The sequence below is a fragment of the Pandoraea capi genome (assembly GCF_902459735.1).
GTDB classification, from domain to species: domain Bacteria; phylum Pseudomonadota; class Gammaproteobacteria; order Burkholderiales; family Burkholderiaceae; genus Pandoraea; species Pandoraea capi.
The window spans coordinates 265,104-278,509 of record NZ_CABPRV010000006.1; the positions used below are offsets into that span (position 1 = coordinate 265,104).

The window sequence follows — 13,406 nt, forward strand, 5'->3', positions numbered from 1 at the left end:
GCGCCATCATGATCCAAAAAACGATGATGAAGCGCTCGGTCGGTGTGTTGGCCGCCAGCACCCTCGCGCTCGCGACGGTTGCCGTGTGGGCGCAGAACGCGACCGCGCCCTCGGGCGCCGCCGTCTCGCCGGTGCCGACGCCTGCCGTTCCCGCCGTAACGATGGACGCTGGTACGCAGCCCCAGACACCGGCGGCGAACGACCCGCAGGCGCAACTCGTCCGTCAGGGCGAGTATCTGGCGCGTGCGGCCGACTGCGCCGCCTGTCACACGGCGCCGAAGGGCAAGCCGTTCGCGGGTGGCCTGCCGATCGCGTCGCCTATCGGCACGATCTACTCGACGAACATCACGCCGGACAAGGACACCGGCATTGGCAGCTACAGCCTCGAAGACTTCGACCGCGCCGTGCGGCACGGCATTGCCAAGAGTGGCTCGACGTTGTACCCGGCCATGCCGTACACCTCGTACGCGAAAGTGCGTCCGGCCGATGTGAAGGCGCTCTATGCGTACTTCATGAACGGCGTGCAACCGGTCGCACAGGCGAACAAGGCGACGGATATCCCGTGGCCGATGTCGATGCGCTGGCCGTTGTCGTTCTGGCGCAAGATGTTCGCACCGGCGGTCGCCGCCGACGCCGCATCGACGGACAACGATCCGATCGCGCGGGGCCGCTATCTCGTCGAAGGGCTCGGCCATTGCAGTGCATGCCACACCCCGCGTGGTTTCGCGTTACAGGAGAAGGCGCTGACCGACGACAGCACGGCATTCCTGTCGGGCGGCGTGGTCGACAACTTCCTCGCGAAGAACCTGCGCGGCGATGTCACCGACGGGCTGGGCAACTGGAGCGAAGGCGACATTACGGCGTTCCTCAAGGGCGGACGTAACGACCACTCGGCGGCCTTCGGCGGCATGTCGGATGTGGTGCAGCACAGCACACAGCACATGAACGACGACGACCTGACGGCGGTCGCGAAGTACCTGAAGACGCTCAAGCCGGTCGATCCGAACGCCAAGGCGCTTGCCTACGACGACACCGTCGCCCGCGCGCTGCGTGCGGGTTCCGACAAGAGCAATGGGGCGCTGACGTTCCTCGACAACTGTGCGGCGTGTCACCGCAGCACAGGCAAGGGGTACACGCAGACATTCCCGACGCTGGCGCTCAGCTCGACGGTGAATTCGGTCGATCCGACGTCGCTCATCCATATCGTGCTGCGCGGGGCCGAAATGCCCTGGACGAAGTCGGCGCCGACGCATTACGCCATGCCCGGCTTCGACGACCGTCTGACCGATCAGGATGTGGCCGACGTGCTGACGTTCGTGCGTTCTAGCTGGGGTAACAAGGCGCCCGCCGTGACGGCCGCGCAAGTCGCCAAAGTCCGCAAGGACGTCGGCGCCGCGCCGCAGCCGCAACGGTGATCGCGCCACGCGTGTGGTGTCTCGTGTCGTATCTCGTGTCGTATCTCGCGTCGTGTCTCTCGCCGTGAGATGCACGACAGGTGCGACAGACGCGCCAGGCGGGAAGTCCGGCTGACGCTCGTCGGCACGGATGTCGCGCTTGTGATGAAATGAAGCTCCGCCGGTCATATCGACTGGCGGAGCTTTTTTATGCTTTTTTCGTTGCCGATCGTTTTCGATGTGAGAAGGCCGCAGTGCCGTTCATTCTTCTGGCGCTCGTCGTACTGGCGGGCATCGTCTACGGCGCAGTGCGTCTGTACGCTGCCGTGGCGTTGCAGTTCGGCACGCTGGCGGCCGTTGCGACGATTGTCGTTTGCGTGCTGATCGTGGTGTGGCTGGCCGTCGATGCCGTGCGCCGTTATCGCGCGGTGCATGGCGTGCGACGTGACGGCAAGCGGCTGGTGAGTGTCTCGGGCGCTTGGGGTGAACTCACGCTCGACGCCGACCGCAAGATGGGTACGTTGCGTGTCGACGGTCGCGAGACACGCTTCGTGTTCTCGGATGTGACGTCAGCGCATCCCGTGAGTGAGGGCGGCCAGTGGTCCCTCACGCTCGACCTCGCGCACAATGCGCAGCCGAGCTGGCGTGTGCCCATGCCCGGCCGCGCGCTCGCACAACGCTGGACGAAGATCTTCCGTCTCGCGAGCGCGCATCGCCTGTGACATCGTCTGCGATGTCGCTGAGGCTCGCTCAGGCGCCTGCGGGCATCGGTTGGTGCAGCGGCGGCACGATGCTTTCGTCGTCGATCGGGAAGTGAAGCGCTGCGGCGACTGCACCGAGAATCGCGGTCGCGGCCCACAGCAGGTTGTACGAACCAGTGACGTCGAGCACGAAGCCGCCGAGCCACGCCCCCAGGAACGAGCCGACCTGATGGCTCATGAAGCACACACCGAAGAGCGTGCCCAGATGCCGCGTGCCGAAGACCTTCGCAACCAGTCCGCTCGTGAGCGGTACTGTCCCCAGCCACGTCAGTCCCATCACCGAGGCGAAGATCACGACGCTCGTGTCGGTCTTCGGCAGCAGGAAAAAGATGGCGATGGCCGCACCGCGAATCAGATACAGCCAGCCGAGCACATGATGCTGGCGATAGCGTCCGCCTAGCCAGCCGCAGGCCCAACTGCCCAGCATGTTGAACAACCCGATCAGCGCAAGCGCGGTCGCGCCGAGCCCGATAGGCATGTGGCACATCAACAGATAGCCGGGCAAGTGGGTGGCGATGAAGGCAAGCTGAAAGCCGCACGTGAAGAAGCCCAGCGTCAGGAGTTGATAGCCGCGATGGGTGCACGCCTGATGGAGGACGTTGCGTAGCGAGACGTGCTCGGCCTGCGCCTCGTCGGGCGACGTCGCCGGTGTGGGCGTGACACCTGACGGCGTCCCGGCGGTTGCGGTCTTGCTGCGGCGTTGCATCGTCATGAACAGGCCGAGCGGCGCGGCGCAGCACAGGACCAGCGCGAGTACGAAAAGCGATGTGGACACGCCATACGTCTGGCGCAGCCCTTGCGCGACAGGCACCAGCGCCACCTGTCCGAGCGAGCCGCCTGCGCTTACGAGACCCATGGCCATCGTGCGTCTCTCGGGCGTGACGGCGCGGCTCACGGCGGGCAGTACGACACCGAACGTCGTGCAACTGATCCCCAACCCGACCAGCACCCCCAGTCCGATCACGAGCCAGACGCCGGACGGCGCCAGTGCGGCCATCGCCAGCCCGCCGGCGAAGGCGAGCGCACCGGCTGCGACGACGGGCGCCGGCCCGTAACGGTCAGCCATGGCCCCCGCGAACGGCTGCGCGAAGCCCCACACGAGGTTATGCAATGCGATGGCGAATGCCACGAGCGTGACAGGCACGCCGCGATCGTACGAAAAGGGATTGATGAACAGGCCGAACGTCTGTCGGGTGCCCATTGCGGCGCTGAGTACCAGCGCGCCGGCGAGAATGATCAGGGTCACGCGGCCCTGCAACGAGGGCGATGCTGAAATCGGGGTTTGCGACATGGTGATGAGTCCTCCTCACCGTAGTCTCGCAATGAAATCCCCGTCTGGCAAAGGAGTTGTGTGTGGTATCGAGTGAATTTTATTCACCTTGATGGGTGCCCGCCTGGTCGATGACCCAGTCGCGGAACGCCACGCATTCGGGGTGCGGTTCGATGTCCGGCGCGCAGATCAGCCAGTAGGCGCCTTGCGATTGTGTGGTGATGCCGTGTGCGGGCACGAGTACGCCGTTGGCCAGGTATTCGTCGACCAGCGGACGGCGCCCGATCACGACGCCGAGGCCCATCATGGCGGCCTCGAAGGCCATCTGAATGCTGTCGAAGGTCAGGCCGCCGCGCGTGTCGAAATCGTCGATCCCCGCGCTTTCGACCCAGACCTGCCAGTCCTCGCTGGCGCTGCCCACGTGGATGCGTGTGGCCGTGCGCAGGTCGATATTGCCGTCTTCGTCCGCATGCATTGCGTGGTAAGCGGGGCTGCACACCGGCACGAAACGTTCGCCGAAGAGTCGATGCCACGTGTCGCTGGCCACGGGGGCGCGCGACAGGCGGATGGCGAAGTCGAAGCCGTCGGTGGGAAAGCCGACCTGGCGGCGCGACGTGTCGACCGTGATGTCGACGCCGGGCATGCGCCGCATGAACATGTCCAGACGCGGCAGCAGCCAGCGCGAGGCGAGCGTCGGTGCGCACGTGATGGCAATGGCGCGCGAAGCGTCCGGCGTGGGCAGGCGACGGGTGCCGGTGAGCAGCAGCGAGAACGCTTCGGTGACGTACGCGAGGTAGTCCACGCCCTCGGGCGTGAGCGTGAGCCCTTGCGGTGAGCGCACGAAGAGTGCGACGCCCAGCGTTTGCTCCAGCCCGACGATGCCGTGGCTGACGGCGCTTGGCGTGAGATGGAGTTCGGCGGCGGCGCGTTTGAAACTCTGGTGGCGTCCTGCGGCCTCGAACAGGCGCAGGGCAGACAGCGGTGGCAGACGAGGCGGCATCGGGTGAGTGTCGAGCGTTCGTTAGGCGTCCGTTCGGGCAGTGTCGATGGAGTCGGGGGATGGCGTCGAAGCGTGACGTCGACGGCGTGCGTCGATTCTCGCATGACCATGACGCTTGTGGACAGCGCGACCCCTTTGAATGCAGGGGTGGGTGGATTCGTGTCGACGGGGCGGCGGCAACTGTCATGGACGGCGTCCGGTACAGGCCCACAGGGATTCGGCGAACTGTACCGGGTGCGCGGCGATACGCGTGCCTATGCTGTGGCTCCGCGTGCTTTTCCGTGGGCCGCTTCGCGCGTTGCCTTATGCGCTTGCCGAAGGCCGTGCCTAGGGCACCCGTTTCAGACCGACGATCATGACGACCGAACAATTGCTGGCCTTCTGCGCCTTTGCTGTCATTACCCTGGTGACCCCGGGGCCGAACAACATGATGATTCTCACGTCAGGGCTCAACTACGGCTTTGTCCGTACGCTGCCCCATCTGGCGGGGATCGCCTTCGGCTTTGCCTTGATGGTGTTTCTGACGGGCGCGGGCCTGCACACGGTGTTCGCACGCTTTCCGGTCATCCATACGTTGTTGAAGTATGTCGGCGCGGCTTATCTGCTGTGGCTGGCATGGCATCTGGCCCGCTCGGGGCCGATGGACGGTGAGCGCCGGGGACGTGAGCGTCCGATGGGATTCGTGGGCGCGGCTGCGTTTCAGTGGGTCAATCCGAAGGCGTGGGTGATGGCGGTGGGGGCGATCAGCACCTATCTGCCCAACGCGTCACACTTGCCGGACGTCGCGCTGCTCGCGGTGATCTACGGCATGCTCGGTGCTCCTTGTATCGGCCTGTGGGCCGGCTTTGGCGTTGCGATGCGACGCGTGCTGACCGATGCGCGCTCGGTACGCATCTTCAACGGCGTGGCGGCGGCGCTACTCGTGGCGTCGCTCTATCCGATTCTGGTGGAGTGACACGTCGGGCGGGCGGACTGGGCGCATTCCCATCGTTATACTGACGGTTCTTGCGAATCCTTCCCCCTAACGTGAGGTATCGCCATGCCTGCCAAGCTCGCCGGGGCATTGCCCCGTCTGGTCGCCGCTGTCGCTTCTGCCGCGCTCGTTCTCTCCCCGATTTCCACGCTTGCCTGCACCCGGGTCGTCTATCTGGGGGCGAACGATGACGTCATCACTGCCCGGTCGATGGACTGGAAGCTCGACGTCGCGACCAATCTCTACGTATTGCCGCGCGGCATTGCGCGCACCGGTGAAGCCGGTCCGAACTCCATTCGCTGGACGGCAAAGTACGGCAGCGTGGTGGCCACGGGCTACGACGTATCGACGACTGACGGCGTCAATGAGAAGGGGCTGTCGGCACAGTTGCTGTGGCTCGTTGAGTCGCAATATCCGAAGTTCGACAAGGATTCGAAGCCCGGGCTGACGATCGCGGCATGGGCGCAGTACGTGCTCGATAACTTTGCGACGGTGGACGAAGCCGTGACGGCGCTGGCGAAGGAACCGTTCACGGTCGTGACGGACAACGTGCCGGGTGAGGATCGGCTCACCACGCTGCATCTGTCCATGTCGGACAAAACGGGTGACAGCGCGATCATCGAGTACATCAACGGCCGGCAAGTGATTCATCACGGCAAGCAGTATCAGGTGATGACGAATTCACCGATCTTCGACGAGCAGCTCGCGCTCAATACGTACTGGAAGCAGATCGGCGGCACGACGTTCCTGCCGGGGACGAACCGCGCTTCCGATCGCTTTGCGCGTGCGTCGTTCTACATCAACGCGATTCCCAGGAGCGAGGATCCGGTACAGGCTTTGGCGAGCGTATTCAGCGTGATTCGCAATGCCTCGGTGCCTTACGGCATCACCACCCCGGATGAGCCCAATATCTCGTCGACCCGTTGGCGCACGGTGGTCGACCACAAGCGCATGCTCTATTTCTTCGAGTCGGCCCTGACGCCCAATACGTTCTGGGTGGACCTCAAGAAGGTGGACTTCGCCGCTGGTGCGCCCGTCAGGCGGCTCGATCTCGGCAAGGATCAGCGCAACACGTTCAATGGCGAAGTGTCCGCCGATTTCAAGGTCGCGCCGCCGTTCCCATTCCTCGGCTTGACGGCGGGGAAGGCGACCTAAACGGTGTTTGCTTCGGTCGCTGCGTTCGTCGCGTTCGTCGCGTTCGCGCTGCCGAGCCGATGGATGTCGGCCGGCGCGAGAATCGCGCGCGGGGCGCCGTGTCGGACCACGCCCAGCATCGCATCGCCGATGATGCGGGTCGTGAGCACGCTCGACGGCGATATCCAGCGCGCCAGCAACAACAGCGGTTTGAGTACGACGTACAGCCGTCGATAAAGGGCCGTGCGTGATTCCACGCCATCTTCCGTCAGGATCGCGCCGGGACGGAAGATGGCCACCTGCTTGAACGGCAACCGCTGCAACGCATTCTCGGTCTCGCCGCGCACGCGTGCCCACATGCTGCGGCCCTGTTCGCTGCTGTCGGCGCCGGCGCCCGATACGTACACCATCGTCATGTTGGGGCTTGTCTGAAGCAGCGCCTTCGCGACGGCGAGTGTGAGGTCGTACGTCACCGCACGATAGGCCGGTTCGGTCATGCCGAAGGAGGAGACCCCGGCACAGAAGAAGCAGGCGTCGACGTCACGGAACGCCGGATCGTCTGCCTTGAATGCTGCGAGATCCGGCAAGGTGAAGACCTGGATACGCGGATCACGGTAACCCGCGGGCAGCGGACGTCGCCCGACCACCAGAACTTCGGTGACATCGTGGGCGGCCAGGCAGGCGCGTAACACGCCTTGACCGACCATGCCGGTCGCGCCGATCAGAACGATGCGCATGATTTCACTCCCTTGCTCATATCGAGATGCGTGGTGGTGGACGAGCCGGTCTTATTGTGGATGAAAACCGACGCGGCCTTCGAGGGTCACGGAGGCGGCGAGGTCCTTCTGGGCTTTCAGGGCATCGAGGCTACGCGCGTAGGTGCCTTCCAGGACCGCGTAGGCGTCTGCGCCAAGCACGGTGCGCAGCGGCGGTTCGGCCATCTGACTGACGCCGTAGATGACGTCCGCCATCTTGACTGGATCGCCGGAGGCGACTTCGTCCCCGTGTGTTTTGACGAGGGTGCGCAAGTTGGCGACAGCACCCGTGCGGTAGTCGTCGATTTCCGTCGTCCATTGGATGTTTGCGAGGAAGTTCGTGCGGATCGAGCCGGGCTCGATGAGGATCGTCTTGATGCCGAACTCGGCCGTCTCCTGACTTACGGCTTCGGCAAATCCTTCCAGACCGAATTTGGCCGCGTGGTAGAGCGCGCAGCAGGGGAAAGTGGTGCGTCCGCCGACGCTCGTGATGTGGATGAAGGTGCCGTGCCGGCGTGCGCGCATGGTGCCGAGAAAGGCGCGCGTGACGTGGATCGGGCCGAGCAGGTTGAGCGCGATTTGCTGCTCGATCTGGGCTTCGGTCATTTCTTCCATGGCGCCGATGACGGCACCGCCAGCGTTGTTCACGACGATATCGACGTCTGGATGCCGGGCAGCGACGGCTTGCACTCGGGCGACGTCGGTCACGTCGATCGATTCGACCTGAAGCTGCTCGGGCCAGGCTTGTTGCAGTGCTTGCAGGGCATCGACGCGACGCATGGCCGCGACCACACGATGGCCTTCGGCCAGTACTTTTTCCGCGAGCGCCAAACCCAGACCGCCTGACGCGCCAGTGATGAACCACGTTTGCTTCGACATCACGTCACCTCTTAAGAAAATGAATGAGTACTCACGCAATTAAAGGACAAAAAAACTTACGGCGTGATTGCGCGCCACGCCGCGGTGAAGCCGATCTGCCGGTAATGCGCGTCATCGGCGGAGGATTTCTCGATGGATTCGATGGTGGTGTCCGCGATGCGCTCGATGATTGCGTAAAGAAAGGCCATCGGCGCGTTCAGCAGGGTGCCGTCTCGTACGGCCGCTTCCATCATTTGCGGGATGTCCAGAAACAGGGTGGCGCCTTGTGCACGGGTTTCGTCCGTCAACCGGCCCGATGCCAGCAAGCGTGAGACGGCGAGGCGCCCGGCGGGGTTATCCAGCCCCCAACCGACGTAGCACTGAAAGACATGCTCGACGCGATGCCGGATATCGGCCTGACGCGGATAGCCCGGCATCATGGCCGCTGCCATCTCTTGTTTGAGGTGCAGATAGAGTTCCTGAAAGAGCACTTCCTTGTTCTCGAAGTAAGTGAACAGGGTGCCCTCGGCGACGCCCGCACGCCTGGCGATGACGGCGGTGGTAGCAAGCACACCGTGCTCGGCCACGGCCTTCATGGCTGCCTGCAAGAGCGCATCGCGTTTTTCCGGACTGAGAGGGCGAGCCATCGAAACTTTCAGGAATTATAAATGAGTGATTGCTCAATTATAGGGATGGCGTCGAGGGATGGCAAGTGGGGGGAGGCAGGAGGTGGCGTTGCCGTCGCGCGTGCTGGGCGTCGCAAAAAAGAAAAACGGACCCGAGAGGGTCCGTTAATTCAGCATATTGGTGGAGCCGGCGGGGATCGAACCCGCGTCCGCAAGTACTCTACGACCAGTTCTACATACTTAGTTCTGTCATTTAATTTAACTGTCTTGTCGCGGACGAACACGCTACGCAACAGCGATTCACTAAATTTTCGACCTTGGCGTCGTGACGCCACCAAGGCTTAACTGACGTATATGACCTCTGGCGGTATTGCTACCGGTCTTGCGACGCTAGTCCGTCAGTGAACTAGGCAGAGGACGGCGGCCCTTAGGCTGCCAGTGCGAACGTTTCGTCGTTTGCAGTTACGTTTTTCCCATTGATTAACGAGGTGACGGGTCCTCGGTATGCCCTGAGTCGCTTCGCTACCCACGTCGAAACCATGTCGGCCCCTGTGGAATTGGGGATTATGACACAAATGCATCACTTAAGTGCGAAGTCCACGCGTGTCGTTGCCCCCTTGTCCTTGATGCCGTCGGCGTTGAGCTTCGGCGCCACCACGAACAGCCGGTCGGATGCGATCTTGCCGTCCAGCCATGACCGGACACGCTGAGCGCGCCGCTCCGCCAGCGCACGCAGATCGTCGTCGCCGACCTTGACGTTCGTCTCCATTAATTTTTCCATTTCGTCGTCCGGCAGCGACTTCGCGAATCCGATCATGTTGCGCGGCTTCGCAAAATCCGCTGCCTTATAGGCCGCCGCGAGGTACTTGCTACGCTCTTCCGGGCTCACCTGCATGCTGTCCACGTCGACGCTTTCTCCCTTGCCGACCATCGCCTTGACCTTCTGGGCCTTGATCGCGCGCTCGACGGCCACGCTGCGCAGCCCATCGGTGTCCTTGGCCGGATCCACGCGACCGACGATGTCCAGCTTGAGCGCCTCACGATCGTTCAGCGCCTTGACCAGCGTTTCCAGACGTTTCTCATCCTCTGCGCTCAGACGCGCACTGCCCGGGGCGAATTCAACGTAGCCGAGTTCCTGATCGCCACCGCCGAAGGCGGAGGCCAGCAAGCTGAACGGCGCTGTGGCCGCCTTGACGATCAGGTTGACGAACGCGCGGAAGATCACGCCGCCAAGACTGAACTGTGGATCGTCCAGCGAGCCGGAAATCGGAATGTCCACATCGATTTCGCCGCGCGAATTCTTCAGCAGCGATACCGCCAGCCGCACCGGAAGATTGGTGGCCGTCGGACTCTCCACGCGGTCGCCGAACGTCAATTGATCGATGAAGATGTGATTGTTGGCCGTGAGCTTCGCCTGATCGAGCAGGTAGTGCACGTCGACCGTGAGCTTGCCCTTTTCGATGGGGTAGCCCGCATACTTCGTCGAATACGGCGTGAGATTGGTGAGTTCGATGCCATCGGCTTTCGCGCCGAGATCCACGAACGCCATCGGCGCGAGCGGATTGATCTTGCCGTTGATGTTGATCGGCGCGTTGCGGTTGACCTTGCCTTGCAGCGCAACCTCGGCAGGGTCCGTCGTTGCCGTACCGAAGGCGCCGATGCGTCCCCCGATGTCCGTCAGATTGGCCGTGTAGTTCGGTTTGACGAAGTTGTCGGTGAAGTTGATGTTGCCGCCTTGCAGCGTGATACGCCCAATGTGGACGTCCGCAGGCAGCGCCTTACCGGTGCCGTAGCCCGGTCCGCGCTCGGCCGTCGTCTTACCCGGCGTCTGTTCCTTCTTCTCGACCTCGGTCGGTTGTCCGGCTTCTACGGCCGATGCGGCCGCATCGAGCGGTGGCTTGGCTGCGGACGCCGCATCCAGCGGAATGCCTTCGTTTGCCCGCGTGAGCGAGCGGGGCGCTTCCTTGTTGCCGACCACGTCGGCCAGATTCAGACGCCCGTTGGCGTTGATGATCAGACGCGCGTAAAAGCGCGACAGGGCAACGCTGCCCAACTGAACGTTCGGTTTGCCGCTGCCCACCGCCAGATTGATCTGCTGCACCGACAGGGCATTCCACCGCACGAAGTCGTCCGTCGTCACCTTGTCGAGCAGACGGACGTTACCGAGCGTGGCGTCACCGCGGTACGTGGCCTGTGGCGTGTCGCCCTTCATCGCGAACGTCGCGCGTCCATTACTGGACAGCAAGGCGCTTGCAATGCTCGCGTTCAGTTCGTCGCTCATGTACGAATCGAAGGCGGCCAGATCGAGTTGTTGGGTCTTGACCTGGAGGTCGCCGGACAGCGGCTGCGGCGTGATATTCCCGGTCGCGTTGAGCGACCCCTTCTTGTTGAGTGTGCCGTTGACTTCGAGCTGCAAAGGCTTGGTCATGTCCTGCGACGCACCTTGCACCTTGATGTTGAGCGGCGCGAACTTCGCGGTGATCGGCCGGCCTTTGACGGCACGGTCCTCGAACCCGATGCTTGCGTTCTCGACGGCAACCTTGCCGACCTTCCATTGCCATCCGCCGGCCGAGGCCTGCGTACCCGATGCACCCGATGCACCCGATGCCGAAGAGGCCCTGGCCGAGGTGCGGCGTCCGCGCTCCGTGCCGACACGTGCGTTGACACCACTGCCGTTGCTAACGGACGCCTTCGGCTGGCCATCCCCCGTTAGCGCGAGCAGGTTGATCTTGCCGTCCTTGTCGCGACGCGCCGCAACGTCGAGCCCGCTGACGGTCACTTCGTCGACGATAGCCTGACGGGCGCCGAGATCGAAGTGCGAGAGCTTGGCTTCCGCTTTCGCCAGTTTGAGCGGTGCATCGCCCTTTTGGCCCGTGAGCCATTCGATCTTTTCCAGCGTCGCCGTGGCCGGTTCGATTTGTACGTTCGGCTGCTTGTCCGGCGCGAAGGCCGCAGTGAACTTGGCATGAGCGCCTACCGTGCCGCTTTTCAGATCACCGGCCAGCGCGCCCTGTGCGAACGGCAGCAAGGGCGCGAGCGCAATCGATTGAGCGTCGAGTTCGCCGCTGGCGTTGTATGCCGGCAGGCTGAACTGGCCGTGCGCCTTGAGTGAGCCGCCACTCTGGATGCCGAGCGAGGCGTCGTAGGTCGCCGGATCTTTACCCAGCGTCGAGAACTGCTTCACCCCGATCTGGATGTTTTCGAGCGAAACGCTTGCGGGTTTCGCACCACGCTCGTCGGTGAAACGCAACTTGCTGTTGACCAGAGCGACTTCACCGACCAACAGGTCGAGTGGCAATGGCTGCGCGGCGGCGGCGGCCTTCGCCTGTGCCGCTTCAGCGGCCGATGCCGGCGTGGCCGGGCGGGCGGTTTGCTCCGCGGCAACCTTCGGAGCCGACTTGGCGGCCTCGCTGGCCTGAGGCGATGCGGCTGCCTGATCGACGGCCTTGCCAACGGCCTTGAGCACAGGACGTTGCGGAAGGAGCGCCTTCACGACATTGATCGTGCCGTCTTTCTCCATCGTGATGTGCTGGTCCAGACCGTCGATCCGAACACTGTCTACGTGATAGACGTTGTTCAGCGGTTCGACCTTGCCAAGCGTCACGTCGACTTGTTTGACCGCGACAAGCGGCGATCCGTCAGCTTCGTTGACGACGGCGTCGGCTAATCCGGCCGTGCCGGTGAGCAGTACGTGATTGCCGTCCTTGTCACGCGTGAAGCGCAACTTCAGATCGGTGCTAATGGCACCGCTCTTGATCTGTGCCGGGACCGTGACGGGCGAGTAGCCGAGATATTTCGGCACATCGAGCCGGTCGAGCTTGATGTCGACGGTCGATTCCAGCGAATCGGCAAACGGTTTGGTCTGACCCGAGATGTGCAGCGGCGAGCCGTCGATGGAGGCCTGTAGCAGGGGCTGCACGAAGATGTCGACGTCCGCTGGCAGATTCGCGATGAAAGGCACGCCGACTTGCAAATTGTCGATCACATGCTTTTCGTTCTGGAAGCTGTCGTCGAAGCGAATCGTGCCGTTCTTGATCTGGACGTTGTTCAGTGCGAAGCGCGCGGGCTTGGACGGTTCAGGCGAGGGCGGCCCCGATGTTGCCCGATCGATGATGTCCGAGAAATTGAAGCGCTGCGGTGCGGTTCGCACGATGTTGACGACGGGGGTGTCAAGATACAACTCACCGATCACCGGCGCGAAGCGAAACAGTGAACTCCACGACGCATTGACACGCAGTTCACCGATATCCACGAACGGCTGGCCGGGTGTCTTGTCGCCGATATGCACCTTGTGCAAATCGAGGCGGAGCGTATAGGGATTGAAGCTGACGTCGCCCACGCTGACCGGTCGTTCGAGATAAGCGGAGAGCTTGTCGACGGCGTAATGCTTGAGCACCGCCGGGACCGTGAAGTAACCGACGACGCCGAATACGGCGATGATGCCGGCGGCCCACAGGCCGGTTTTACGCGCGCGGCGGCGCACGTCGGGATCGCGCCCGAGCGCCTGTGCGCGGGCGAGTCCCTGTTGCAGACGGTTGCCGTCTGCGGATGATTCCGTTGTTGGTTTGCGATCGTTCGCTTGCTCGGCCATGCGGTCTCCCGAAAGTAGCCCGTGGAGCATACGCCACGCCCCTG

10 protein-coding genes and 1 other RNA gene are annotated in these 13,406 nt (G+C 63.3%); 4 read left to right on the top strand and 7 right to left on the bottom strand.

Going from position 1 to position 13,406, the window contains the following annotated elements:
- Nucleotides 1–8: 8 nt before the first annotated feature.
- Both PCA20602_RS14795 and PCA20602_RS14800 read left to right on the top strand, forming a co-directional pair.
- Complete coding sequence (locus PCA20602_RS14795; protein WP_425495670.1) at nucleotides 9–1,415, top strand: c-type cytochrome; 1,407 nt, start codon at nucleotides 9–11, stop codon at nucleotides 1,413–1,415.
- A 233-nt stretch (nucleotides 1,416–1,648) separates the two neighbouring features.
- Nucleotides 1,649–2,116, top strand: a complete 468-nt coding sequence (locus PCA20602_RS14800) for a hypothetical protein (RefSeq protein WP_150721873.1) — start codon at nucleotides 1,649–1,651, stop codon at nucleotides 2,114–2,116.
- Nucleotides 2,117–2,144: 28 nt separating this feature from the next.
- Here PCA20602_RS14800 and PCA20602_RS14805 read toward each other — a convergent pair whose 3' ends face one another.
- Complete coding sequence (locus tag PCA20602_RS14805; RefSeq protein ID WP_150721874.1) at nucleotides 2,145–3,446, bottom strand: MFS transporter; 1,302 nt, start codon at nucleotides 3,444–3,446, stop codon at nucleotides 2,145–2,147.
- A 79-nt stretch (nucleotides 3,447–3,525) separates the two neighbouring features.
- The gene (locus tag PCA20602_RS14810) at nucleotides 3,526–4,425 is read right to left on the bottom strand and encodes a LysR substrate-binding domain-containing protein (RefSeq protein WP_150721875.1); all 900 of its coding nucleotides are present in this window, start codon (nucleotides 4,423–4,425) and stop codon (nucleotides 3,526–3,528) included.
- Nucleotides 4,426–4,780: 355 nt separating this feature from the next.
- On the opposite strand from PCA20602_RS14810, the gene PCA20602_RS14815 reads away from it, so the two are divergent.
- Together PCA20602_RS14815 and PCA20602_RS14820 are read left to right on the top strand one after the other, a co-directional pair.
- Complete coding sequence (locus tag PCA20602_RS14815) at nucleotides 4,781–5,380, top strand: LysE family translocator (RefSeq protein WP_150721876.1); 600 nt, start codon at nucleotides 4,781–4,783, stop codon at nucleotides 5,378–5,380.
- Nucleotides 5,381–5,464: 84 nt separating this feature from the next.
- Nucleotides 5,465–6,553: a linear amide C-N hydrolase gene (locus PCA20602_RS14820; RefSeq protein ID WP_150721877.1), complete on the top strand. Its 1,089-nt coding sequence runs from the start codon at nucleotides 5,465–5,467 to the stop codon at nucleotides 6,551–6,553.
- Here PCA20602_RS14820 and PCA20602_RS14825 read toward each other — a convergent pair.
- The 5 genes from PCA20602_RS14825 to PCA20602_RS14845 all read right to left on the bottom strand — a co-directional run bounded on the left by PCA20602_RS14825 (nucleotide 6,550) and on the right by PCA20602_RS14845 (nucleotide 13,362).
- Complete coding sequence (locus PCA20602_RS14825) at nucleotides 6,550–7,269, bottom strand: Rossmann-fold NAD(P)-binding domain-containing protein (RefSeq protein WP_150721878.1); 720 nt, start codon at nucleotides 7,267–7,269, stop codon at nucleotides 6,550–6,552. The genes PCA20602_RS14820 and PCA20602_RS14825 overlap by 4 nt on opposite strands.
- Nucleotides 7,270–7,320: 51 nt before the next feature.
- Nucleotides 7,321–8,166 (bottom strand): SDR family NAD(P)-dependent oxidoreductase, encoded by an 846-nt coding sequence (locus PCA20602_RS14830; RefSeq protein ID WP_150721879.1) that lies wholly within the window; start codon nucleotides 8,164–8,166, stop codon nucleotides 7,321–7,323.
- A 56-nt stretch (nucleotides 8,167–8,222) separates the two neighbouring features.
- A complete protein-coding gene (locus PCA20602_RS14835) occupies nucleotides 8,223–8,792 on the bottom strand; it encodes a TetR/AcrR family transcriptional regulator (RefSeq protein ID WP_150721880.1) in 570 nt (189 codons plus the stop codon).
- 158 nt (nucleotides 8,793–8,950) lie between these two features.
- Nucleotides 8,951–9,321, bottom strand: a transfer-messenger RNA (tmRNA) gene (gene ssrA, locus PCA20602_RS14840).
- Between the two features lie 30 nt (nucleotides 9,322–9,351).
- The gene (locus PCA20602_RS14845; protein ID WP_174981155.1) at nucleotides 9,352–13,362 is read right to left on the bottom strand and encodes a DUF748 domain-containing protein; all 4,011 of its coding nucleotides are present in this window, start codon (nucleotides 13,360–13,362) and stop codon (nucleotides 9,352–9,354) included.
- Nucleotides 13,363–13,406: the final 44 nt, after the last annotated feature.

What these genes read in the sequence shown, in the direction of transcription:
- PCA20602_RS14795 (WP_425495670.1), top strand. Translation starts at nt 9, where the DNA reads ATGATCCAAAAAACGATGATGAAGCGCTCGGTCGGTGTGTTGGCCGCC.
- PCA20602_RS14830 (WP_150721879.1), bottom strand. Translation starts at nt 8,166, where the DNA reads ATGTCGAAGCAAACGTGGTTCATCACTGGCGCGTCAGGCGGTCTGGGT.
- PCA20602_RS14805 (WP_150721874.1), bottom strand. Translation starts at nt 3,446, where the DNA reads ATGTCGCAAACCCCGATTTCAGCATCGCCCTCGTTGCAGGGCCGCGTG.
- PCA20602_RS14815 (WP_150721876.1), top strand. Translation starts at nt 4,781, where the DNA reads ATGACGACCGAACAATTGCTGGCCTTCTGCGCCTTTGCTGTCATTACC.
- PCA20602_RS14845 (WP_174981155.1), bottom strand. Translation starts at nt 13,362, where the DNA reads ATGGCCGAGCAAGCGAACGATCGCAAACCAACAACGGAATCATCCGCA.
- PCA20602_RS14810 (WP_150721875.1), bottom strand. Translation starts at nt 4,425, where the DNA reads ATGCCGCCTCGTCTGCCACCGCTGTCTGCCCTGCGCCTGTTCGAGGCC.
- PCA20602_RS14820 (WP_150721877.1), top strand. Translation starts at nt 5,465, where the DNA reads ATGCCTGCCAAGCTCGCCGGGGCATTGCCCCGTCTGGTCGCCGCTGTC.
- PCA20602_RS14835 (WP_150721880.1), bottom strand. Translation starts at nt 8,792, where the DNA reads ATGGCTCGCCCTCTCAGTCCGGAAAAACGCGATGCGCTCTTGCAGGCA.
- PCA20602_RS14825 (WP_150721878.1), bottom strand. Translation starts at nt 7,269, where the DNA reads ATGCGCATCGTTCTGATCGGCGCGACCGGCATGGTCGGTCAAGGCGTG.